The organism is Roseobacter weihaiensis, assembly GCF_020622345.1.
In the GTDB taxonomy this organism is placed as follows: domain Bacteria; phylum Pseudomonadota; class Alphaproteobacteria; order Rhodobacterales; family Rhodobacteraceae; genus Roseobacter; species Roseobacter weihaiensis.
This window is the reverse complement of record NZ_JACNMO010000017.1, coordinates 72,582-96,175: the sequence shown is the minus strand read 5'-3', so window position 1 is coordinate 96,175 and position 23,594 is coordinate 72,582. Positions and strand designations below refer to the sequence as shown.

At 59.6% G+C, this 23,594-nt stretch carries 20 protein-coding genes and 2 pseudogenes; 10 read left to right on the top strand and 12 right to left on the bottom strand.

The genetic code is table 11. From position 1 onward, the window contains the following. Positions 1 to 109: 109 nt before the first annotated feature. A complete protein-coding gene (locus tag H7847_RS17780) occupies positions 110 to 1,111 on the bottom strand; it encodes a taurine ABC transporter substrate-binding protein (protein WP_227270823.1) in 1,002 nt (333 codons plus the stop codon). A 186-nt stretch (positions 1,112 to 1,297) separates the two neighbouring features. Next, entirely contained in the window at positions 1,298 to 1,570 is a 273-nt protein-coding gene (locus tag H7847_RS17775; RefSeq protein ID WP_227270822.1) for a hypothetical protein, read from the bottom strand. A gap of 158 nt (positions 1,571 to 1,728) precedes the next feature. On the opposite strand from H7847_RS17775, the gene H7847_RS17770 reads away from it, so the two are divergent. Then, complete coding sequence (locus H7847_RS17770) at positions 1,729 to 3,120, top strand: aminotransferase family protein (protein WP_319799782.1); 1,392 nt, start codon at positions 1,729 to 1,731, stop codon at positions 3,118 to 3,120. A gap of 583 nt (positions 3,121 to 3,703) precedes the next feature. Here the strand turns inward: H7847_RS17770 and H7847_RS17765 are convergent. Next, positions 3,704 to 3,943 carry a YdcH family protein gene (locus H7847_RS17765; RefSeq protein WP_227270821.1) on the bottom strand — a complete coding sequence of 80 codons (240 nt, stop codon included), beginning with the start codon at positions 3,941 to 3,943 and terminating at the stop codon, positions 3,704 to 3,706. A 21-nt stretch (positions 3,944 to 3,964) separates the two neighbouring features. Further along, entirely contained in the window at positions 3,965 to 4,855 is an 891-nt protein-coding gene (ppk2, locus tag H7847_RS17760) for a polyphosphate kinase 2 (RefSeq protein ID WP_227270820.1), read from the bottom strand. 301 nt (positions 4,856 to 5,156) lie between these two features. Here ppk2 and pdxR point away from each other — a divergent pair, with 301 nt between their 5' ends. The 6 genes from pdxR to H7847_RS17730 all read left to right on the top strand — a co-directional run bounded on the left by pdxR (position 5,157) and on the right by H7847_RS17730 (position 14,028). Then, positions 5,157 to 6,641, top strand: coding sequence for a MocR-like pyridoxine biosynthesis transcription factor PdxR (gene pdxR, locus H7847_RS17755; RefSeq protein ID WP_227270819.1), 1,485 nt, complete (start codon positions 5,157 to 5,159; stop codon positions 6,639 to 6,641). 106 nt (positions 6,642 to 6,747) lie between these two features. Beyond that, positions 6,748 to 8,526, top strand: a complete 1,779-nt coding sequence (xsc, locus tag H7847_RS17750) for a sulfoacetaldehyde acetyltransferase (RefSeq protein WP_227270818.1) — start codon at positions 6,748 to 6,750, stop codon at positions 8,524 to 8,526. Positions 8,527 to 8,570: 44 nt separating this feature from the next. Continuing rightward, a complete protein-coding gene (gene pta, locus H7847_RS17745; protein ID WP_227270817.1) occupies positions 8,571 to 9,560 on the top strand; it encodes a phosphate acetyltransferase in 990 nt (329 codons plus the stop codon). Between the two features lie 18 nt (positions 9,561 to 9,578). Further along, positions 9,579 to 12,392 carry a molybdopterin oxidoreductase family protein gene (locus H7847_RS17740; RefSeq protein ID WP_227270816.1) on the top strand — a complete coding sequence of 938 codons (2,814 nt, stop codon included), beginning with the start codon at positions 9,579 to 9,581 and terminating at the stop codon, positions 12,390 to 12,392. After that, positions 12,389 to 13,153 carry a 4Fe-4S dicluster domain-containing protein gene (locus H7847_RS17735; protein ID WP_227270815.1) on the top strand — a complete coding sequence of 255 codons (765 nt, stop codon included), beginning with the start codon at positions 12,389 to 12,391 and terminating at the stop codon, positions 13,151 to 13,153. The genes H7847_RS17740 and H7847_RS17735 overlap by 4 nt, the downstream gene beginning before the upstream one ends. Continuing rightward, positions 13,153 to 14,028 carry a dimethyl sulfoxide reductase anchor subunit family protein gene (locus H7847_RS17730; RefSeq protein WP_227270814.1) on the top strand — a complete coding sequence of 292 codons (876 nt, stop codon included), beginning with the start codon at positions 13,153 to 13,155 and terminating at the stop codon, positions 14,026 to 14,028. Before H7847_RS17735 ends, H7847_RS17730 begins: the two co-directional genes overlap by 1 nt. Before the next feature lie 86 nt (positions 14,029 to 14,114). Here H7847_RS17730 and dapA read toward each other — a convergent pair whose 3' ends face one another. Then, complete coding sequence (gene dapA, locus H7847_RS17725; RefSeq protein WP_227270813.1) at positions 14,115 to 14,990, bottom strand: 4-hydroxy-tetrahydrodipicolinate synthase; 876 nt, start codon at positions 14,988 to 14,990, stop codon at positions 14,115 to 14,117. A gap of 127 nt (positions 14,991 to 15,117) precedes the next feature. Here dapA and H7847_RS17720 point away from each other — a divergent pair, with 127 nt between their 5' ends. Further along, positions 15,118 to 17,091 (top strand): lytic transglycosylase domain-containing protein, encoded by a 1,974-nt coding sequence (locus H7847_RS17720; RefSeq protein ID WP_227270812.1) that lies wholly within the window; start codon positions 15,118 to 15,120, stop codon positions 17,089 to 17,091. On the opposite strand, the gene H7847_RS17715 is transcribed toward H7847_RS17720, so the two are convergent. Continuing rightward, complete coding sequence (locus H7847_RS17715; protein WP_227270811.1) at positions 17,056 to 17,925, bottom strand: DMT family transporter; 870 nt, start codon at positions 17,923 to 17,925, stop codon at positions 17,056 to 17,058. The two genes, H7847_RS17720 and H7847_RS17715, sit on opposite strands and share 36 nt — an antisense overlap. Further along, positions 17,922 to 18,599 carry a tRNA (5-methylaminomethyl-2-thiouridine)(34)-methyltransferase MnmD gene (gene mnmD / locus H7847_RS17710; protein WP_227270810.1) on the bottom strand — a complete coding sequence of 226 codons (678 nt, stop codon included), beginning with the start codon at positions 18,597 to 18,599 and terminating at the stop codon, positions 17,922 to 17,924. Before mnmD ends, H7847_RS17715 begins: the two co-directional genes overlap by 4 nt. A gap of 64 nt (positions 18,600 to 18,663) precedes the next feature. Between mnmD and H7847_RS17705 the strand changes: the two genes are divergently transcribed. Together H7847_RS17705 and H7847_RS17700 are read left to right on the top strand one after the other, a co-directional pair. Then, positions 18,664 to 19,695 (top strand): NAD(P)/FAD-dependent oxidoreductase, encoded by a 1,032-nt coding sequence (locus tag H7847_RS17705; protein ID WP_227270809.1) that lies wholly within the window; start codon positions 18,664 to 18,666, stop codon positions 19,693 to 19,695. A gap of 80 nt (positions 19,696 to 19,775) precedes the next feature. Then, positions 19,776 to 20,075, top strand: coding sequence for a VOC family protein (locus H7847_RS17700; protein WP_227270808.1), 300 nt, complete (start codon positions 19,776 to 19,778; stop codon positions 20,073 to 20,075). Here the strand turns inward: H7847_RS17700 and H7847_RS17695 are convergent. The 5 genes and pseudogenes from H7847_RS17695 to H7847_RS17675 all read right to left on the bottom strand — a co-directional run. Further along, positions 20,072 to 20,614, bottom strand: a complete 543-nt coding sequence (locus H7847_RS17695) for an NADPH-dependent FMN reductase (protein WP_227270807.1) — start codon at positions 20,612 to 20,614, stop codon at positions 20,072 to 20,074. The genes H7847_RS17700 and H7847_RS17695 overlap by 4 nt on opposite strands. 107 nt (positions 20,615 to 20,721) lie before the next feature. Further along, positions 20,722 to 21,390, bottom strand: coding sequence for an OmpA family protein (locus H7847_RS17690; RefSeq protein WP_227270806.1), 669 nt, complete (start codon positions 21,388 to 21,390; stop codon positions 20,722 to 20,724). Positions 21,391 to 21,519: 129 nt separating this feature from the next. Continuing rightward, positions 21,520 to 22,386 carry a bifunctional helix-turn-helix domain-containing protein/methylated-DNA--[protein]-cysteine S-methyltransferase gene (locus H7847_RS17685; RefSeq protein WP_227270805.1) on the bottom strand — a complete coding sequence of 289 codons (867 nt, stop codon included), beginning with the start codon at positions 22,384 to 22,386 and terminating at the stop codon, positions 21,520 to 21,522. 144 nt (positions 22,387 to 22,530) lie between these two features. After that, positions 22,531 to 23,231: pseudogene (locus H7847_RS17680) on the bottom strand (transposase family protein); the annotation flags it as partial. After that, positions 23,223 to 23,543: pseudogene (locus H7847_RS17675) on the bottom strand (DDE-type integrase/transposase/recombinase); the annotation flags it as partial. The pseudogenes H7847_RS17680 and H7847_RS17675, both read right to left, overlap by 9 nt. Between the last annotated feature and the right edge of the window lie 51 nt (positions 23,544 to 23,594).

Below are 23,594 nucleotides of genomic sequence, written 5' to 3'. Positions count from 1 at the left end.
TCCCCACCTGTTGCACGCCAAAACTGGCGACTGGACGGGCAGGGTTTACCCCGCCTCTGGTCCTTAAAGCGTCCTGGCGCAAGGGTCTCCCACGCCAGGACAAATCGTTTTACATGCCTTTGGTTGCTGCCAGCGGGCCGGCATTGACCGCATCTTCGTAGCTATCAAGCGCCGAGTCGATGGATCCGGCCTCGACAAACACATCTGCCACCCCCTTCATGAAGGTTGCCGCATTACCACCCAGCCAGGTCTCCGAGAGCTGATCGTCAACCCCCGGGAATTTCATCGTGGAGATCGAAGCTTTCGCCGCTTCGACGTCCATACCCGCCTGTTCGGCAATCACGGCCAGCATTTCATCCGTCGGGCTGGTGTTCCATTGCTCGTTCGCCTCTGCTGTCACAGCGAGGAATTTGGCAACCACATCACCATTTTCGGCAACGAAGGAAGCCGGTGCGGAGGTTACGTCAAACACCAGAATACCCAGCTCTTCTTTTTCGTCACCGGTCAGCAGCACGTTGCCGTATTCTTTCATACGGCCCAGACCACCGCCGTAGCCGCAGGCAAAGTCAACCGCGCCCTGGCTCAGGGCCGCGGCCCCCTCTGGTGGCGCCATGTCCACGACCTGCAAGGAGGCGACATCCACGCCAAAGTGGTCCATCTGGCGCAGGAAACCGTAGTGCGCGGCGGTGCCCAGCGGCACGGCAACTTTCTTGCCCGCCAACTCAGACGCGCTGTCTTTGTCGATTTCGAGCGCTTCGGCAACGACGCAGTTGTCGTTTTCCGAATAGGACACAGCAACATCAATTGCCTGGATGTCCTGCCCGCCGGAGGTCGCCACAACGAAGGGCGGCACACCTTGCGAGACTGAGATCTGCACGTCGCCCGAGGCCATCGCCGCACTCATCGCCGTACCGGTTTCGAAAGAAACCCAGTTGACCTTCATCCCCAGTGCTTCGTCATAGGCACCTGAGGCTTTGGCCGCCAGGAACGGCATTGGCCATTCAAGGAAGTAGCCGACGGTAATCTCACCGTGACCATCCGCGCTCGCGGCCTGTGCACTGATCGCCAGTACGACGCCCGTTACAAATGCACTTGCTGTCTTCTTGATCATCTTATTCTCCCGTTGATCATTTTCCGCCCTTTTGGGCCGGTTTTTGATGTGCATCCCGGTCTGATACCGGGTTTAGCACTCATTTCACGCATCCATCCAATGTCAGATTATCGACACCTGCAAGCGTATTGTTGAGACACCAGCCCATTTAAAATGAAACTGTTCGAAAATTGAACGCGCGATGCCTCAAAAAAACCCACAGATCAAAACGCCCAGATATTGGCCGCACCGAACCGCTGACGCGGTCATAGTGGTGTCGGCAGCGCGCGGGTTGAAATGACCACTTTCGACCTGTGCATGAGTCCAGATGGCCTGCGAACTCCGGCGTTTCCGCCACATGGCGACGCCATCAAGCCCATACATGACCGCACATAAAATCAGCAGTTTTTCGTATGAAATGTCCGTGTTACTCCACCAGTACGAGCCGCAGTGCAGAATGATTTCATCTTCAACCGGCATAAAAACAGTGCGTTTGGCGACATGGGAAGCTCATTCTGGCTATAGATGTCATTTATTTCTGGCCCTATCCATCCAAGGGGAAAACCTGTCAATTCGAGTAGATCTGAGGCACACTGGTCTCGATTCCCACTTTACGTAGAAAATCGGAAGGTCTGACCATGGACGGCAATTTCACTGAAAATGATATATCCCGCGTCGTCGAAGCAGACCGCGCGCATATCTGGCACCATCTCAGCCAGCACAAGCCCTATGAAACCACGGACCCCCGGATCATTGTCGAAGGCAAAGGCATGAAAGTCTGGGATCAGAAGGGCAAAGAACACCTTGATGCCGTGTCCGGCGGTGTCTGGACGGTCAACGTGGGCTACGGACGTGAGCGTATTGCCAATGCCGTGCGTGACCAGTTGGTCAAGCTGAACTACTTTGCCGGCTCTGCCGGATCGATCCCCGGGGCCATGTTCGCCGAAAAGCTGATCGAAAAGATGCCGGGTCTCAGCCGGGTCTATTATTGCAACTCCGGTTCTGAGGCGAACGAGAAAGCCTTCAAGATGGTCCGTCAGATCGCGCATAAGCGCTATGGCGGCAAGAAACATAAAGTGCTGTACCGCGACCGCGACTACCACGGCACCACGATCTCCGCCTTGTCCGCTGGCGGTCAGGACGAGCGCAACGCGCAATACGGCCCCTTCACGCCGGGTTTTATCCGTGTGCCCCATTGCCTTGAATATCGGGCCTTCGAACAAGAGGGGGCCCCCGTCGAAAACTACGGCGTCTGGGCGGCGGATCAGATCGAAGAGGTGATCCTGGCCGAAGGACCCGACACGGTGGGAGGTCTCTGCCTCGAACCCGTCACGGCGGGCGGCGGGGTTATCACCCCACCCGATGGCTACTGGCAGCGCGTACAGGAGATTTGCAAAAAGTACGACATCCTGCTGCATATCGACGAGGTCGTCTGCGGCGTCGGGCGTACCGGCAGATGGTTTGGCTATCAGCACTACGGTGTTGAGCCGGACATGGTGACCATGGCCAAGGGTGTGGCCTCCGGCTATGCCGCCATCGCCTGTCTGGTCACGAACGAGAAAGTCTTCGACCTCTTCAAGGACGACGCCACCGACCCGATGAATTATTTCCGCGATATCTCCACCTTTGGCGGCTGCACCGCGGGCCCCACGGCGGGGATCGAGAACATGGCGATCATCGAAGAGGAAGGCCTGCTTGATAACACGGTGGCGCAGGGGGATTACATGGTCGGCAAGCTGGAAGAGCTGGCAGACAAATACGCCTGCATCGGGCAGGTGCGCGGCAAGGGTCTCTTTATCGGGGCCGAACTGGTTGAAGATCGCGAGACCCGTAAGCCGGTCGCCGAGAATCTGGTACAGGCTGTGGTGGGCGACTGCATGCAGCAAGGCGTGATCATTGGGGCAACCAACCGTTCCCTGCCAGGCAAGAACAACACGCTGTGCTTTTCACCTGCGCTGATCGCGACTAAGGATGATATAGACCATATCTGTGACGCGGTTGAGGGTGCCCTGGGCCGTGTCTTTGAATGAGTAAAACGACCCGAGGGTTGAGTGAAAGCCTCGGCGCGGAACGCCGGGGCTTTTTCGTTTAGGCCCATGACGCCTGGCATTATGCTGTAGGTTCAGCTTCCCTACGGTCCGAAAAAAACGACAATTCCAACCAAGTGACCGCCTTCACCAAACCGGCCAAGGTCCACATCCTTGATCACCGTGGATCCATCCGGGGCAACCAATCGCCCAAAAACAGACTTTGTCACGGTTCGTGCTGATCGCACTGGTCCATTCGATCCGACCTATGGGATGTTCTGATGAAAGCGCTCCATATGATCCGGCAACGCTGCCCGTCCCGAACATGCACCGCCGGGTCCTGCTGCAAACCGCCCTCCCCCCAAGCGAACGCAAGCAAAGCGCGCTGTTTATCCGGATCCGGTTCGCACGATGCGCTGAAACAGGTATCCATGATCTGCGCCCCGGCAATCTTTGCCTGCTGCCGGGTCTGGGCGGACATCTACACCCCGGTCTAGCATCCACAATCGCCATAGCAAAAGGCAAAAGGCCCCGGCGTGAACCGAGGCCTTCCTGCAGGCATCTGACCTGAGCGTCTCCCCCTTCCTCAGGCAGAGGCCAAGCAAGCTGCAATTTTATCCTTGAGCGCCAACCGCTCCTTGCGCATGGCAATCATATGGTAGTCGTCTGTCGGCTCTATGTTCGTCTCCGCGCGATGTATGGCGCGGTTGAGCGTGTGGTAATCGTCAAAGAGCTTTGCGAAATGGCCATCCTTGGCTTTCAGATCGCTGATCTCCTGTTGCATATGGGGGAATTCCTCTGCCAGTTCGTGTGGCACATGTGTCATCAGTTTCTCCGTGTTGTGTGTCTAGGACTTGCGTGTTTCAGGATGCAGCGATGCTGCAAGTACATGATCCGCCGCCCCGACCACATGACTGGCATTGCGCACAATCAGCGGATCGGGGGGTGTGGCCACTGTATCATCTTTCCCCGGATAATCGAAGGTCGACAGAAAATGCTTCATACAATTCAGCCGGGCCCGTTTTTTATCGTTTGAGAGCACGACCGTCCAAGGCGCATCCTTTGTGTCGGTGTAAAAGAACATCGCCTCTTTCGCTTCGGTGTACGCATCCCATTTGCCCAGGCTCGCACGGTCAATTGGCGAGAGTTTCCAGCGTTTGAGCGGGTCGGTTTCGCGTGACTTGAATCTTGCGCGCTGCTCTTCCTGCGTCACCGAGAACCAGTATTTGCGCAAATGGATACCGCTTCGCGTGAGCATACGTTCAAACTCCGGTGTCTGGCGCATGAACTCCAGGTATTCGTCAGGCTTGCAGAAATCCATGACCCGTTCAACACCGGCGCGATTATACCAGCTGCGGTCATAAAGGGTGATCTCGCCAGCCGTTGGCAGATGCTTGATGTAGCGTTGGAAATACCACTGTCCGCGCTCTTCATCAGATGGTTTGTTCAAGGCCACGACCCGCGCCGCCCGCGGATTCAGGTGTTCTGTGAAGCGCTTTATCGTGCCGCCCTTGCCAGCAGCGTCGCGGCCTTCAAACAGCATCACGACTTTCTGGCCGGTTTCCTGTATCCATAGCTGAACCTTGAGCAATTCGACCTGTAGTACTGCTTTCTCAGCCTCGTATGTCTCCCGGTCCATCCTGATCTCATAGGGGTAATCTGAGACCTCAACCTTTTGCGGTTTGGAGACTGTTTTGGGCTCGGCCTGGGCTGGACATTCCGGAACGGCATCTTTCACACAGGAATCCTCCGAATAATTCTTTTTAATAACAGCTAATTATCTCATGGTTTGGAGAAGACGTCTCTGATTCAGATCAAACAGCTGCCAGCAGCCGGATCACGGACAATGGGAAACCTCGGCCTGTAGTAAAGATTTCCACCCACAATCCTTGCCTAATATATCAATTATTGATACTATAAGTTTCATTAAGCGCACGATCTGATTGCTATCTTGAGGCCTACGTCCAGACGGCGTTCGGCTTTTGCACAATTTTTAATGCCAGATTGCAAGGCAACTAAGTCCAGTATAAGGTGCCCAGATGGCCCTTCCGGTTGAAACCTTTTTCCTGCATCCCGACGCACAGGGAACGCTGCAGTCGCAGATCCAGCAGATGATCGCGCAAGGCATTCTGTCCGGACGCTTTCAGCGCGGTGAAAAGCTGCCCTCAACCCGCAGGCTCGCGTCCCATCTGGGGGTCAGCCGCATTACCGTTACGATTGCCTACACCGAGCTTTTGGCAAATGACTACCTCACCTCGCGGGGACGTTCAGGTTACTATGTGTCCGAGAATGCGCCGGTGCCACCCGCCTTTGCTCCCGGCCCCGCCAGCACGGATGCCGTGGATTGGACCCGCGCCATCGGCCAGCGGTTCTCGGGCGGCGATACGGTTCGCAAACCGGCCGACTGGGGCGGCTACCGGTACCCCTTTATCTACGGGCAGGCAGATCCGGAGCTTTTTGACCATGCCAACTGGCGCCTTTGTGCGCTCAAGGCCTTGGGGCAAAAGGACTTCACCGCGCTGACAACGGATTACTACGATCAGGATGACCCGCAGCTGATCGAATTCATCGCCCGCCACACCCTGCCAAGGCGGGGCATTATCGCGCAGCCCGAACAGGTCCTCATCACGCTCGGGGCGCAGAATGCGCTTTGGCTCACCACACAGGTCTTGTTGACGCAGCGCCGTCGGGCAGCACTGGAAGACCCTTGTTATCATGCACTTAGGGACATCCTCTCGCAGTCGCGCTGCCACGTGACACCCGTACGGGTGGACGCGGATGGCCTGCCACCGGATGCGATCCCCCCGGACACCGATGTGATCTTTACCACCCCCAGCCATCAATGCCCCACCACCGGCACCATGCCGATGAACCGCCGCCACGATCTGCTGAAACGGGCCGCAGAGATGGACGCGCTGATCGTCGAAGATGACTATGAATTTGAGATGTCCTTTCTCAAAAGCCCGTCGCCCGCGCTCAAAAGCCTCGATGCCGACGGACGGGTGATCTATGTGGGCAGCTTCTCCAAATCCCTGTTTCCGGGGCTGCGGCTGGGGTATCTTGTAGGGTCAGAACCCTTCATCCGCGAGGCCCGCGCATTGCGCGCCTCAGTGCTGCGCCATCCGCCCGGCCATGTGCAGCGCACAGCCGCTTATTTCCTGTCACTGGGCCATCATGACGCGTTGATCCGCCGCATGGGGTCGACGCTGCATGACCGACGCGAAGTCATGACGCAGGCCATTGCAGAGCACGATCTGCAAATCGCCGGTCAGGGCGCTTATGGCGGCTCCTCCTTCTGGATGCGGGCGCCCGAAGGCGTGGATACCCAGGAGCTTGCAAGGCGCCTGCAGGCAAAAGGGGTTTTGATGGAGTCCGGGCATGCGTTTTTCGCAGGCCCGTCGCGGCCGCGTAACTATTATCGCCTGGCCTATTCCTCCATCCCGGCTTCCCGGATCGCAAAGGGTGTCGCACTGGTCGCCCATGAGATCGACGCGATGTCTCATTTGGCTCTATCCCGAGTTTGAAACTGGACCTAACAGTCCCAACCAACAGGCCCTAGGTTCTGCCGCAACGTGAATCACTCTATTGTTATTCTAATTCAATACTTCAGCCGCTGAGGAGCACCCGCCGATGAAAATGACCACCGAAGAAGCCTTCGTAAAAACCCTTCAAGCGCATGGTATTGAGCATGCCTTTGGGATCATTGGCTCCGCGATGATGCCGATCTCGGACATCTTTCCCGACGCAGGGATCCAGTTCTGGGACTGCGCGCATGAGGGATCTGCCGGCATGATGTCGGATGGCTACACCCGTGCGACCGGCAAGATGTCGATGATGATCGCGCAAAACGGCCCCGGCATCACCAACTTCGTCACCGCTGTAAAGACCGCCTACTGGAACCACACGCCTCTGCTGCTGGTCACCCCGCAGGCCGCCAACAAGACCATCGGTCAGGGGGGCTTTCAGGAAGTCGAGCAGATGAAGCTTTTCGAGGACATGGTCGCCTATCAGGAAGAGGTGCGCGACCCCTCCCGCGTCGCCGAGGTTCTGGCCCGTGTGATCGCCAAGGCCAAACGCCTCAGCGGCCCCGCACAGATCAACATCCCGCGCGATTTCTGGACGCAGGTGGTGGACATTGAGATCCCCGACCCCATCGAGTTCGAAGCCTCTCCGGGCGGTGAAGCCTCAGTCGCCAAGGCTGCAGAGATTCTCTCCAACGCGAAGAACCCGGTCATCCTGAACGGCGCGGGCGTGGTGTTGTCTCAAGGTGGTATCGAAGCCTCCCGCGTGCTAGCCGAACGGCTGGATGCCCCGGTCTGCGTGGGCTACCAGCACAATGACGCCTTCCCCGGCAATCACCCGCTGTTCGCGGGTCCGCTGGGCTACAACGGCTCCAAGGCGGGCATGCAGCTCATCAAGGAAGCGGATGTGGTGCTTTGCCTCGGCACACGCCTGAATCCTTTCTCCACTCTGCCCGGTTACGGCATCGAATACTGGCCTGCGGATGCGACCATCATTCAGGTGGACATTAACCCCGACCGCATCGGCCTGACCAAGAAAGTTACCGTGGGCATCGTCGGAGATGCGGCCAAAGTGGCCAACGGCATCACCGCACAGCTCTCCGACACCGCCGGTGACGAAGGCCGGGCCGAGCGCAAGGCCCACATCGCGCAGACCAAATCCGCCTGGGCACAGGAACTGACCTCGCTGACACATGAGCAGGACGACCCCGGCACCGACTGGAACGTGCGCGCCCGCAAGGCCAAGCCCGACTGGATGAGCCCCCGGATGGCATGGCGCGCCATTCAGGCCGCCCTGCCCGTCGAGGCGATCATCTCGTCAGACATCGGCAACAACTGCGCCATCGGCAACGCCTACCCAGCGTTCGAAGAGGGGCGCAAATACCTCGCACCGGGTCTCTTTGGCCCCTGCGGGTACGGTCTGCCCGCCATCGTTGGTGCGAAAATCGGCCAGCCGGACGTGCCGGTTGTGGGCTTTGCCGGCGACGGTGCCTTTGGCATCGCGGTGAACGAGCTGACAGCAATCGGGCGCGGCGAATGGCCACCAATCACACAGATCGTCTTCCGCAACTACCAGTGGGGTGCGGAAAAGCGGAACTCCACGCTGTGGTTCGATGACAACTTCGTCGGGACGGAGCTGGACGAGGAGGTCTCTTACGCTGGGATCGCCAATGCTTGCGGTCTGAAAGGTGTGGTCGCCCGCACCCAAGACGAGCTTACAGACGCGCTGAACCAGGCGATCAAGGACCAGATGGAGAACGGCATCACCACGCTGATCGAAGCCATGATCAACCAGGAACTGGGTGATCCCTTCCGCCGTGACGCGATGAAGAAACCAGTGGCCGTTGCGGGCATCAGCAAGGACGACATGCGTCCGCAGACTGTCTGAAATCGGTTGCCTTTCAGCATCCGCATAACCCAAAGGCGCAGGCCGTGAGCGTGTTGCGTGATCTGAAAGATCGCGCTGCCGCCCGGCCTGCCCATATCGTGATGAGTGAGGGGCGCGATCCACGCATCGTCGCCGGAGCCGTCGCGGCTGCCAAAGCCGGGATCGCGCGCATTACCCTTGTCGGGCCGGAGGATGACATCGCCGCCGCGCTTGCGGCTGCGGGCACGCCCGCCGTCACCATCGCAGATCCCGTCACGTCACCACTGACCGACACATTTGCCCGCGCTTACTTTGACCTGCGCAAGCACAAGGGCATGACCGAGGAGTTGGCAGAGACGCAAGCTCGGGATCCGCTGGTTTTTGCCGCGATGATGGTACGGTCGGGCCACGCGGATGGTACTGTGGGAGGCGCCGTCCACACCACCTCCGACACCGTGCGTGCGGCCCTGCAAATCATTGGTAAGGCCAAGGATGCGCCGCTTGTTTCAAGCTTTTTCCTGATGGCCTTGCCTGAAAACCATCCCTCAGGTCAGGACGCGATGATCTTTGGCGACTGCGGGCTGGTGATTGATCCCACATCCCAGGAACTGGCCGCCATTGCCGTGGCCTCAGCTGCTTCGTGTCGGCAACTTCTCGGAGTTGAGCCACAGGTCGCGCTGCTGTCGTTCTCGACCAAGGGGTCGGCTCGCCATCCCTCCGTGACCAAGGTGAGTGACGCAGCAGCCCTGCTGGCCCAAAGCCATCCCGATCTCAAATCCGATGGGGAGCTGCAATTCGACGCCGCTTTCGTGCCCGAGGTTGCCACTTCCAAAGCCACGGGATCCCCTCTTGGAGGCCGCGCCAACGTGATGATCTTTCCCAATCTCGATGCGGGCAACATCGGGTATAAAATCGCCCAGCGCATCGGCGGCGCGGATGCCATCGGCCCGACGTTGCAAGGCCTTGCCAAACCGGCCAATGATCTGTCTCGTGGCTGCACCGCCGAAGATGTGACCAATATGATCGCCGTGACCACCCTTCAGGTCGCCCGCTAACCCTCAGGAGCCTTCGCAATGAACCAGCCTGTCATCGATCTGAGCCCGAAAGTCTCTGACGAAGTGCGCAAGACCACCTGTTACATGTGTGCCTGCCGCTGCGGCATCAACGTGCATATGAAAGACGGCAAGGTCGCTTACATCGAGGGCAACAAGGACCACCCCGTCAATCAGGGTGTGCTCTGCGCCAAAGGATCCGCCGGGATCATGCAGGTCAACGCGCCGTCGCGGTTGCGTAAACCGTTGAAACGGGTTGGTGAACGCGGCGCGGGTGACTTCGAGGAAATCGAATGGGACGAAGCCCTGCAGATCGCCACCGACTGGCTGGACCCGGTGCGCCGCGACAACCCCGAGAAGCTCGCCTTCTTCACGGGCCGCGACCAGTCGCAGAGCTTCACCTCCTTCTGGGCGCAGAACTTTGGCACCTGCAATTACGCGGCCCACGGCGGGTTTTGTTCCGTGAACATGGCGGCGGCCGGCATCTACACCATGGGTGGCGCCTTTTGGGAATTCGGCCAGCCCGACTGGGACCATACCAGGCTTTTCATGCTGTTCGGTGTTGCGGAAGACCACGACAGCAACCCGATCAAGATGGGCATCGGCAAGATCAAGGCGCGCGGCGCACGGGTGATCGGCGTGAACCCCATTCGCACCGGCTACAACGCCGTGGCCGACGACTGGGTCGGCATTACGCCCGGCACCGACGGGCTCTTTATCCTGGCGATGATCCACTGCCTGATGAAGGCGGGCAAGATCGACCTGCACTATCTCGCGCAATACACCAATGCGCCCGTGCTGGTGATCAACAACCCCGGTGCCGCCGACCACGGCCTTTTGATGCGCGACGAGAACGGCAAGGAGCTGGTCATCGACCGCAAGACTGGCAAGCTCACGCCCTTCGACCAGCCCGGCGTGAAGCCCGATCTTGCCGCCACCTACGAGGCAGACGGCCAGACCCATCGCCCGGTCTTCCACCAGATGGTCGAGATGTATCTCGATGAGCAATACGCCCCCGAAGCCGTGGCCGAACGTTGCGGCATCCCCGCTAAGCGCATCCGTGCGATTGCGGCGGAACTCGGCCGCGTGGCCTTTGACGAGGCCTTCGAGCTCGACCACACATGGACCGATTTCCGGGGCGAAACCCATGACAAGATGGTGGGCCGCCCGGTCTCTTTCCACGCGATGCGCGGCATCTCGGCCCATGCCAATGGCTTCCAGACCTGCCGCGCGCTACACACATTGCAGATCATCCTCGGCACCGTCGAGGTGCCCGGCGGCTTCCGCTTCAAACCGCCCTATCCGAAACCGGCGACGGCCCACCCCAAGCCGCATTGCAAGGTCACCGCCGACGCGCCGCTCGATGGCCCGCATCTGGGGTTCGTGCACGGCCCCGAAGACCTTGCGCTCAAGGACGACGGCACGCCTGCGCGCATCGACAAAGCCTTCACCTGGGAAAACCCGATGTCCAGTCACGGGCTGATGCATATGGTGATCTCCAACGCCTACGCGGGTGATCCCTACAAGATCGACGTGCTGTTCATGTATATGGCCAACATGTCGTGGAACTCGTCGATGAACACGCGCGGCGTGATCGACATGCTGACCGACAAGAATGAGACCGGCGACTATGTGATCCCCAAGATCATCTATTCGGATGCGTATAGTTCCGAAATGGTCGCCTATGCCGACCTGATCCTACCAGACACCACTTATCTGGAACGCCACGACTGTATCTCGCTGCTCGACCGCCCGATCTGCGAGGCGGACGCTGCCGCAGATGCGATCCGCTGGCCGGTGATCGAGCCCGACCGGGATGTGATCGGCTTTCAGTCCATGCTCTGCACGCTGGGTGCCAAGCTGGGCCTGCCCGGTTTTGTCAACGAGGACGGCAGCCAGAAATATGCGGATTACGGTGACTATATTGTTAATCACCAGCGCAAACCCGGGATCGGCCCTCTGGCAGGGTTCCGGGGGGAAGAGGGCGATAAGGTGGGCCGCGGTGAGGTCAATCCCGCCCAACTGGACCGGTACATCGAAAACGGCGGGTTCTTTGTTGAGCACATCCCCGCAGGCGCAAATTACTACAAGCCCTGGAATACCGCCTATCAGGACTGGGCGGTGGGCTTGGGTCTTTATGACAAGCCCGAACCATACCTCTTTTCGCTCTATTCCGAGCCGATGCGCAAATTCCAACTGGCCGCCGAGGGGCATGGTGACCGTCAGCCGCCAGAGCATCTGCGCGACCGCATCAAGGCGACGATGTCGCCGCTGCCCATCTGGTATTCCACAGAGGCCGACAACCTTGCCGAAGATTATCCGATCACCGCGCTGACCCAGCGCCCGATGGCGATGTATCACTCCTGGGGATCACAGAACGCATGGTTGCGGCAATTACACGGGCACAACCCGCTCTATCTGCCCACGAAGCTGATGCACGAAACCGGCCTTGCGGATGGCGACTGGGCGCGCGTGACGTCGCCGCATGGCGAAATCACGGTGCCCGTGCTGGAGATGGCGGCGCTCAATGAAAATACCATCTGGACGTGGAATGCGATCGGCAAGCGCAAGGGCGCCTGGGCGCTGGAGGAGAACGCGCCGGAGGCCACCCGCGGGTTCTTGCTCAACCACCTCATCCACGAGCTGTTGCCGCCAAAAGGGGACGGGCTGCGGTGGGCGAACTCCGACCCGATTACCGGGCAGGCCGCGTGGTTTGATCTGAAAGTCCGCGTTGAAAAAGCAGATCCGCCAGACGAGAGCCAACCCGGCTTTGCACCTCTTAAATCGCCCGTTGAGCGCGGTCCCAAGGACCTGAAATGGAAGGTTGGAAAATGACCACACTGCCCAAACACACCGAAAAGAAACTGGGGTTGGTGATCGATCTGGACACCTGCGTCGGATGCCATGCCTGCGTGATCTCCTGCAAGGGCTGGAACACCGAAAACTACGGCGCACCGCTCAGCGATCAGAATGCCTATGGCGCCGATAACTCCGGCACTTTCCTCAACCGCGTCCACTCCTACGAAATCCAGCCCGAGGGCGACGCCGCGGCCCAGCTCATTCATTTTCCGAAATCCTGCCTGCATTGCGACGATGCGCCCTGTGTGACCGTCTGCCCCACGGGGGCCAGCTACAAGCGGGTCGAAGACGGCATCGTTTTGGTCAATGAGACCGACTGCATCGGCTGCGGGCTTTGCGCCTGGGCCTGCCCCTATGGCGCACGAGAGCTGGATCAGGCCGAAGGGGTGATGAAGAAATGCACCCTCTGCGTTGACCGCATCTACAACGAAAACCTGCCCGAAGAGGATCGCCAGCCCGCCTGCGTGCGGACCTGCCCCTCAAACGCGCGCCACTTCGGTGACCTGGGCGACCCCGACAGCGACGTCAGCAAACTGGTGGCAGAGCGCGGCGGCATCGACCTGATGCCCGAACAAGGGACCAAACCAATCAATCAATACCTCCCGCCCCGGCCGAAAGACACCTTGCTGCCGGATGCCGGCGAAGAGTTCGACGTTCTGGCCCCTTTTCTGGAGCCCGTTGCCTCGGAGCCCAAGGGTTTTCTGGGCTGGCTCGATAAAACGCTGGAGAAACTCTGATGCATCCTGCCCCTTCCGTCATTTTCTTTACGACCTTCAGCGGTCTGGGCTTTGGCTTGCTGATGTGGCTAGGTCTCGGCATCCCCGCTGTGACAGGCTGGACGGCGTTTGCCTTCTTTGCCATTGCCTATGTGTTGGCGGTCGGTGGGCTTTTGGCCTCGACCTTTCACCTGGGGCGACCGGAGCGGGCAATCAAGGCCTTTACCCAGTGGCGTTCAAGCTGGCTGAGCCGCGAGGCCTGGTGCGCCGTAGGCGCCCTGGTCTCGATGGGGCTTTATGGGGCCGGGCTGGTCTTTCTTGAGACCCGCTATGATCTGATCGGTCTGGTGGGGGCTGCGCTCTCGCTGGCGACGGTCTTCACGACATCGATGATCTACACGCAGCTCAAGACAATTCCCCGCTGGCATATGCCGCTGACGCCGATCAAGTTCCTGTCATTCTCCATCGCGGGGGGCGCGCTGCTCTCGGGGCAAGTGCAGGTTGCGGTGTTTCTCTTGCTGGTTGCAGGCACGGTTCAGATTCTGACGTGGATCAAAGGTGACAAGGCCTTTGCCCAGTCCGGTACGACCATTGCGACAGCGACCGGGCTGGGATCGACGGGGACGGTGCGGGCGTTTGAACCGCCCCATACGGGCACCAACTACCTGTTGCGCGAGTTTGTCCATGTGGTGGGGCGCAAACATGCGTCAAAGCTGCGGGTCATCTCGCTCTTGCTGATGGTTGTGGTGCCGGTTGTGCTAATGATACTGCCGTTCTTCTCACATTTCCTCGCCGTGCTGGCGCTGATCACTCACATCGCCGGGGTTCTGACGGCGCGGTGGCTGTTCTTTGCAGAAGCCGAACATGTCGTCGGGCTTTACTACGGCATGCGGTGATCTGGCTGCGTGCTCACGCAAGCTCTTGCGCAGGTACGCCGGCGTGATCCAACGGCCGGGCAGGATTATATCCTGCCCGATTCTTTTCAGTTCATCAGGCCTGCATGCCGCAGGCCTGCATCCACCAACCCACGGGTATCGTCGGAAAGAGCCGTCAGGGGTAAGCGAACCTCTTCGGAGCAGAGATCAAGCTTGGACATCGCATATTTCACGCCGACGAGGCCTGGTTCGGTAAAGATCGCCTTGTGCAGCGGCATCACGCGGTCCTGAATATCAAGCGCTGTCTTGAAGTCACCGGCGAGGCAGGCAGCCTGCATCCGGCTCAACAGAGCGGGGGCCACATTTGCAGTGACTGAAATGCAACCGACACCGCCCTGAGCGTTAAACCCGTGTGCCGTGGCATCCTCGCCCGACAATTGAACGAAATCCGCCCCGCAGGTCAGGCGCTGGTCGCTGACCCGGGCAAGATCGCCCGTGGCATCCTTTACCCCGATGATCCGCGGCAATTCTGCCAGTTTCCCCATCGTTTCCGGTGTCATGTCGACGACGGACCGGCCGGGGATGTTGTAGATGACAATCGGCAAATCCGCACAATCATGCAGGGCTGTGAAATGGGCAATCAAACCCGATTGCGTAGGTTTGTTATAGTAGGGCGTCACGACAAGGGCTGCGTCCGCGCCGACGGCCTCTGCATGACGCACCAGTCGGATCGCCTCGAGTGTGTTGTTCGACCCCGCCCCTGCAATGACGGGCACGCGGCCTGCGGCCGCTTTGACAACCTCTTCGACCACCATTTCATGCTCTTTATGGGTCAGCGTGGGGCTTTCCCCGGTTGTGCCGACCGGGACCAACCCGTTGCTGCCTTCGCCGATATGCCATTCGACAAGTTTCTTGAGCGTTTCCAGATCCAGTTCGCCGTTCCGAAACGGCGTGACGAGGGCAGGCATAGAACCTTTGAACATTTTCACGCTCCTTTAGCATTGTGGCCGGCAAATGGCCTGGGGTTAACGCGTTATCAGCAAGATCGTGATTTGATCCCTGCGAATGACACGATAAGTATGAGAGGCTCTAGCCTTCTAAGCCTGGGAAATGCAAGTGATCACACGTCTTTTCATCAGCTTCGCGCTCGTTTTAACGATGGCACTGCCCGCCCTGGCAGAGCGGCCGCGCCCCTTGGGATGGGCGCTGGAGGCCATGCGCAGTTCCAACTGGGACGCCGCTGCGCGAATCGCCGCGCGCGATGGCCAGGTCGCCGCGGATGTGATCGAATGGTCGCGCCTGCGGGCTGGCAGAGGCGGCTTCGAAGACGTCGTCAGCTTTTTGCAGCGCCGCCCGGATTGGCCCGGAGAGCGGTATCTGCGCCGGCAATCGGAACCTGCGGTTATGGCGCGCAGCAACGCCGAGGTTCTCGCTTTCTTTGAAACGGTCCCCCCTCAAACACCGCAAGGCGTGTTGCGCTACGTGGCAGCCCTGGCGGACGCGGGCCGCACAAGTGAGGCAGAGACCGCCTTGGTCGGAGCCTGGCGGAATATGCCGATGAGCCCGGCAGAGCAGGCTCTTTTTACAGGCCCGCATGACCAGGTATTGAAAGGTCACCATGACGCCCGGCTGGACGCCATGCTTTGGCAGGGTGCATTTGAAAATGCCCGCAGAACGTTCAGTCTGGCATCAGCTGGCGCGGTCGCTGCGGCCAAGGCACGCATTGCCCTAAGAGAGGCAGCACCCGGCGTTGATGCCTTGATCGAAGCCGTCCCGCAAAGCCATGCAGAGGACGGGGGCCTGCAATATGAGCGTTTCTTGTGGCGCCTGCGTAAGGGGCGTACCGAGGATGCAAAAGCGCTGATGCTGACAACATCCGTCAGCGCAGACAGGCTCGGCCGTCCAGAGGAATGGTCAAACCGGCGGCGCTCTCTTGCGCGGGACGAGATGCGCAACGGTGACCCCGAGCGGGCTTATGAATTGGCCGTACGCCATTTTCTGACGGCGGGCTCCGCTTACTCCGATCTGGAGTGGCTTGCGGGCTACATTGCACTTTACCGCCTGAATGAACCCGAAACAGCCCTCAAACACTTTGAAAACCATGATGCCGCCGTCCGCTCCCCGATCTCCAAGGGCCGGGCCGGATATTGGCGGGGGCGCGCTTACGAGGCGATGGGCAATGTGGCCGCCGCGGATCAGGCCTATGCGGCGGCGGCGCAGCATCAAACCTCTTTCTATGGTCTGCTTGCGGCCGAGCGGGCGGGCCTGCCATTTGATACAGATCTGGCTACGGCCGCTCCGACACAGGACTGGCAGACCTCTGATCTGGCCCAGAACCCGCTTTTTGAGGCGGGTCTGCTGCTGCAGGCATCCGGAGAGATCAATCTGGCGGAGCGGTTCTGGACCCATCTGGCCGAAAGCCTCGATCAGCCGAAGGCAGAGCTTTTGGCAATGGCCGCGGTAGAAACGAAACACCCTCATCTGGCCGTCATGATCGGTAAGCGGCTGGCACGGCGCGCCATTGTGGTGCCATTTGGATATTACGCTTTGCATCCCCTGGCGGAGCGGGACTTACCAATGGCACCGGAAATGTCACTTGCGATCGCCCGGCGTGAGAGCGAATTTGACCCCCGTGTCCAAAGTGGCGTCGGCGCGCGTGGCCTGATGCAGATCATGCCCCGCACCGGATCGGAGGTGGCGCGGCAACTCGGTCGTGCGTCAGAACATACAACAGAACGGCTGACCAGCGATCCGGTCTACAATGCCCAACTGGGGGCGACGTATCTTTCAAGGCTGGCGCGGCGCTTTAACGGCAATGTCATCATGATGTCCGCAGGCTACAACGCAGGCCCCAGCAGGCCTGATCGCTGGATGCAGGTCTACGGCGATCCGCGACGCGGCGACATCGATATTGTCGACTGGATCGAGCATATCCCGTTTCGCGAAACCCGGAACTACGTGATGCGCGTTACCGAAAGCCTGCCGGTTTATCGGGCACAACTGGGCAAAGACCCGCTGCCGCAGCCCTTTAGTCAGGAACTCATCGGCTCAAGTCTTCTGACGTTCGCGCCACAGGGTGAATAACCCCGCACTGACGATGATGACAACACCCATGGCCACATTGGGCCTGAGAGTTTCGCCGAAGACAAGAATGCCAAGGCTCGCGCCAAAAACCAGTTGAAAATAGGCAAACGGCTGCACAGCGCTTGCTTCGGCCACCTCATAGCAACGGATCAACAGCCAATGGCCCAAAGCCCCGGTGACGCATAAAAGCGCCATCCAACCCCAGTCGGGAGCCGACATAGGCTCCCAGAACCAGACACCGACCATCGTCAGCGCAACAGCCCCCACGGTCCCGGTCCAGAAAAAGCTGGTCGCGGTGTCGTCGCGCCGACCCGCGTAGCGGGTCATCAGCGCATAGAGCGCAAACATCGTCGCGGCCGCCAGCGGTACCATCGAGACCGGATCAAACACACCGTAGCCCGGCTCAAGGATGATGACGACGCCCAAAAACCCGATCACAATCGCCACCCATCGCCGCCAGCCGACCTTTTCACCAAGCAAAGGGCCGGACAGCGCCGCGACAATCAACGGATAGCAGGCAAAGACAGCGTGGCTTTCAACCAACCCCAAGAGAGTAAACCCCACGATCATCACGCAGACCTCTACCGCCAGTAAGAGCCCGCGAAAAATCTGCACAAAGGGTTGATCGGTTTTTGCGACCGCCCGGATGCCCCCCGCGTTGCGCCGTGCAACGGCCATGACAAAGGCCGCAAAGAACCAATAGCGGATCATCACGACCATGTAGACGTTGTAGGCATCGGCGAGATGGCGCGAAATACCGTCCTGCATTGCAAACACAACTGTGGCCATCAGCATCAGGCTCACGCCAAGTCGCAGGTCATTAGGCTGTGTCATGCTGATAGTGTGCCGCGGGTCATGTGCCGTTTGCGCCCAAACCCCACCACCCGCTCGACGTGGAACCCGGCCTGAGCCAGACTACGTCGTACGAAGCCCGCCGCCGTATAGGTCGCAAAGGTTCCGCCCAGCACAGTATGCTTTGCCACATCCCGCATCAGGCTCTCGGTCCAGAGCGCGGGGTTTTTGGCTGGCGAAAACCCGTCCAGATACCAAGCATCGGCCTTTTCTGTCCAAGCCGCTAAAGTCTCTTGAGCATCCCCCACCACGACATTCAAGATCACACCTGGCATAATTTCGAATTGCCCCCCTTCGGCCTGCCACTTCGTCAGAAGCGCAGAGGCCAGGGGCCCAAAACTGTCAAAAGCCGACAGCGCTTTGGCCATGTCGGCACGCGCCATCGGGTAGGCTTCGAAACTGGTGAAAGACAAGGTTCCCGCGCAGTTCCGGGCCTGCCAAGCCTGCAAAGTCGTCAGAAAACTCAGCCCGGTCCCGAACCCCAGCTCGGCGATATGAAACCCGTCACGGAACCGGCCCGGCAGATCATTTCCCTGCAAAAAGACATGGCGGGTCTCGGCCAGACCATTTTCGAGGCTGAAATAGGGGTCATCGAATTGCGTCGAGACCGGCACATTGCCGGGTCGCCACACCACATCTGCCGTTTGATCCTGCACGCTTGCGCCTTGTCGAGAAACGCTCAATATGGCGGGACAGTGCGGCAGAAGGCAATCTTTGGCAATGGTCGATATCACAGTCCGCGGCGCCGGTATTTTCGGGCTGTCGATCGCATGGGAATGCGTCCGGCGCGGGGCTGCCGTCACCCTCATCGATCCGTCTGGCCCCGGCGCTGGCAGCAGCGGTGGCCTTGTGGGCGCCCTCGCCCCCCATGTCCCTGAAAACTGGAATGCAAAGAAGGCATTTCAACTCGACAGCCTGTTGATGGCAGAGACCTTCTGGCGCGGTGTCGCTGAGATCAGCGGGCGATCCCCCGGTTACCTGCGCAGCGGGCGGTTGCAGCCAATTCCAAACGCGGCCGCGCTCGCGCGCGCCCATCAGCGCGCCGATACCGCAAAGACGCTTTGGCAAGGTCGCGCGGTCTGGGAAATCGTGCCTCAGGACAAGACGGACTGGAGCCCCCAAAGCCCCACCGGATGGCTGATCCATGATAGCTTGAGCGCGCTTTTGCACCCTAGGCAGGCTGTTGGTGCCCTGGCGACAGCTCTCGCGCGCCACGGTGTCACGGTCGAACAGGAAGCGCCCGATCGCGGAAAGGTGCTGTGGGCCACCGGGATCACCGGGCTGGCTGCGCTGAGCGCGGGGCGGAGCCGCGCCATGGGGACAGGGGTCAAAGGTCAGGCGGCGCTTCTGCGCCATGATGCCGGCGGAGCGCCCCAGCTCTTTGTGGATGGCGTGCATATCATCCCGCATCAGGACGGCACTGTTGCGATCGGGTCGACGTCGGAAAACAACTATGCCGCGCCCGATACCACCGACGGGCAGCTCGATGACGTCATCACAAAGGCGCGGGCGGCTGTCCCGGTGCTGGCGCAGGCCCCGGTGATCGACCGCTGGGCAGGCATTCGGCCCCGCGCCCGCAGCCGTGCGCCGATGTTGGGGAAATGGCCCGAACGACCGGGGCATTTCATCGCAAACGGCGGGTTCAAGATCGGTTTTGGAATGGCTCCGAAAATCGCGCTGGTGATGGCAGATTTACTGTTGGAGGATTTAAACAACATTCCCGATAGCTTCGATGTCGCCGCATCATTCTGAATTCTCCCGCACCCGGCCCCCGACCTTGAGGGACAGCGTTGCATCCTCCGTGGCGCATCGACGTCTCAAGGAAGGCACATATGCTGCAGCCAGAAATCCAGTGCCGCGTTCGGGCGCTTGACCATATTGTCCTGACAGTCAGCAATATCTCACAGGCGGGTCGTGAATTTGCCCGCAGAGCCGCGCATCCGACGACAGGCACTGCCGATCTGTGCTTTCTGACCGATGCGTCGATCAAGGATCGGCTGAAATATCCGGCCATTCACCAGGTCGACATAGAAACCGGTCTTCCCCACCTTGGCGCGACGGGGCCGCTCACATCGCTTTACATCAGAAACCCAGATCAGAACCTGATCGAGATCTCCGTTCTCCAGCGTTAGCGGTTAATCTCGCGGCGCAGGTTGTCCATCAACTCTGTCAGGGTGCTGATGTAAAGTTCGGACGTGATATGTCCATTGTCGTCAAATGCGTTGCTGCTGTCGGCCAGATGCATTTCCGGGCCTTGCAGGATGCGGGGCCGGAACGGCACCATGAAACCGCGCAAGATCATCTGAGCGCGCTCGCCCCCGGCACGCCCGGCAGCAGCGGACATCACTGCCACAGGTTTGCCACTCCAGGGGCTTCCCTTGGTCCGCGACACCCAGTCGAGCGCGTTTTTCAACACACCGGAAGGGCCTTTATTATACTCCGGTGTCGAGATCACAACAGCATCTGCTGCCGCGATCTGATCGGCGAGCTTTTGCACGGCATCCGGAATACCGCTTTCCGCCTCGGCATCCCCATCGTAAAGCGGCAGATTAAGATCACCCTCGATGAAATCGCAGGGCCCAAAAAACCGGGCCGCCTCACGCAGAAGCGATGCGTTGGTTGAGCCACCGCGCAATGCACCGGACAGCCCAAGTAACTGATGTTGTGACATAGAGTACACCTTCCAATTCAAGTCAGCGCAGTACTTGTTGCACGGCAGACAAAAAACAAGAGGCCCCGCAAATCTGCAGAGCCTCAGGGCATTAAATGAGGGCGGTGTCAGGCGCTATTGGGCAGGATGACGATTTCAACCCGGCGGTTCTGCGCTTTGCCAGCCGCGCTCAGGTTGCTGGCAACGGGCTGGCTTTCGCCACGGCCAAAGGTCTGCAACCGCGAGCTGGGCACACCTGCGTTGATCAGAATATCGCCGACCGAATTGGCGCGACGCTCGGACAGTTGCTGGTTGTAGGCTGCATCGCCATCGCTGTCGGTATGTCCAATAACCTGAATGGTGGATGCCGGGTACTCCTGAAGGCTGCCAGCCACGGTGAACAGATCATTTTGCAGATCAGGGCGGACCGCAGCGCTGTCCGTGGCAAAGAGCAAATCCTGCGGCAGGCTCACAATCAACCTGTCGCCGGTGTTGGTGATCCGGACGTTGTCATTGCCGATATCGCGCCGCAGATCCGCCTCTTGCTGATCAAGATTATAGCCGATGCCGGCCCCGACAGCACCGCCGACCACGGCACCGATCAACGCCCCCTGATCCCGGTTGCCGTCGCCGCGCGAAAGCGCGCCAGCCAGCGCGCCGGCACCGGCACCGACCAGAGCGCCTTGCTGGGTTTTGGAAAGATTCGAATTGCCATTGAATTGTCCGGGGTCGGTACAGGCACTGAGAAAAAGCACACCCGAAAAAGCGAGAATTGCCGGAGTTTTGAAAAATGTCATAGTCTACTGCCTTCGATGGTTGCAGCCCCGTTCGGGCGGGGCGTCGTTATATCCGGCTGTATATATGGGACCGTTGGGACCACAAAGAAAGGGTAAAAGTACATCGGCGGCATCCCGCCCATGCCTCTGTCAGCGATCCACCTGCACCGCCTCATAGGCCAGCATGGCACGTTTCATCGGCAGACCCCAATGATACCCCCCAAGCCCTCCCGACTTGCGCAGGGCCCGGTGGCAGGGGATCAACCAGCTGATCGGGTTGCGCCCTACGGCGGTTCCCACTGCGCGCGCAGCTTTTGGGGACCCAATGGCATCGGCAATCTCTGAATAGGTGGTGACCTGCCCGCTCGGAATTGACAACAAAGCCTCCCAGACCTTGATCTGGAACGGGGCCCCGATCAGAAACAGGGGCGCTGTCTCAAGGTTTCCATCACCTGCGCCAAAGGCTTGCAGAACCCAAGGTCGCAAGATCGCCGGGTCTTCGACATAGGTGGCCTTGGGCCAGCGCGACATCAGGTCATCCATGGCGGCCTCTGCGCCCATTTCGGCGGAAAAGCCGATACCGCAGATACCCTTATCCGTGCCCATGACCAGCGCCGGTCCGAAGGGGCTTTCAAACCAGCCCCAGAAAATCTTGAGGCCCGCACCCTTGCGGGCAAACTCACCCGGGCTCATGGCTTCCCAGCGCACAAAGAGATCATGCAACCGCCCGCTGCCCGACAGGCCAACCGCATGGGATGCCTCCAATGTGGTGAAATGCTCGTGTAAAAGCGACTTGGCGTACCCGAGTTTGAGGTATTGCTGGTATCTTTTCGGGGACACCCCGACCCAACGCGAAAACAGCCGCTGGAAATGGGCCGGGCTCATCCCCATTTCAGCGGCGATCTCTTCGAGGGAAACGATCTCTTCGCTGGCGTCAATCAGGTCGATGGCGCGGCGGATCACGCGGTAATGATAGGAGCTTTCAGGGGCGCTTGGCAGAGTTTGATGCTGTGTCATGGCATGGTTTTACGCAACATATGCGCGCCTGACGACCCGTTTCATGCGGTTTTCAGGCCCCGACCGCTTTTGCGGCAGGAGGGCTTCAACTGATGTGCTGGCCGAAAGTCTCCCCGGTCTGGGCGAGATTTTCCGCGCTTGTGCTCACACCGACGGGTTGGAAGCGCCTGGCAATTCCATTAGTGCTGCCGGGACCTTGTTCCTGATGGCGCATGCGGTCTTTCCTCGTTGTAGTCTCTACCGCTGCCCGGCAGTCGCCGCTTGCGGCGATGAGAGGGGCCATGCCTCCAACTTTTCAGCCGTATCTTCAAGCCCCATCAACCAATGTGCGTTCAGGCATTCGGCGCGGAACTTGCCGTTGAAGGCTTCCATGAATGCGTTGTCCGTCGGTTTTCCCGGTCGTGAGCAGTCCAGGGAGACGCCTCGCTGTTAGGCCCAAAGGTTCATGTCACAAGATACAAATTCGCTGCGGTTATCAACGCGAAGGCTCTTGGGGTCGCCCAACTGGCGACAGACACAATCCAAGGCCGAGACACCGTCTGCGCCTTTGTAACTGAACCGGGCGTCCAGTACTGGCACAGACCGCGAGACTGTATCGGCGACGGTGATCCGCTGTTCCAACGCGGCCTGATCGGGCCGACGAAACTTGTGCCGATAGGTCCGTGGATCGAAACGGATGAGCGCGCAAGCCCGCCGGACCGACACCCGCCCGTCAGCTCTGATCTCGTCAACCAGCGTCCGTTTCCGAGCATGGTCGCTATTGATGCGCCGTTGGTTCAGGCAACAATGGCGACGAGCTTTCGCTTGATGACGTCCTGCAACATCTCTTTGTCGAAAGCCAGGTCCCGTTTCATGCGATTACTTAAGGCCCAGCCGATGACACGACGGGAGTGCAAATCAAGGATCACAGCAAGATACGACCACCCCTCCTTCGTCCAAACATAGCTGATGTCGTCGGCCTACTTCTGGTTTGGCGCATCAGCGTTGAAGTCGCGATCCAACAGGTTCGGTGTGATGTTGAACTTGTGGTCGCTATCCGTCGTCACCTTGTGTTTGCGGGTCCGCACAGCACATATGCCGTTCTGACGCATCAATCTTCCCACACGGCGATGGCCGACATCCAAACCAATCTCTTTCAGCTCTTCGGTCACCCTACGCGTTGCCAGTGCAAGAGATGAAATGCATCCGTTGCACGAATGTGCATCTGT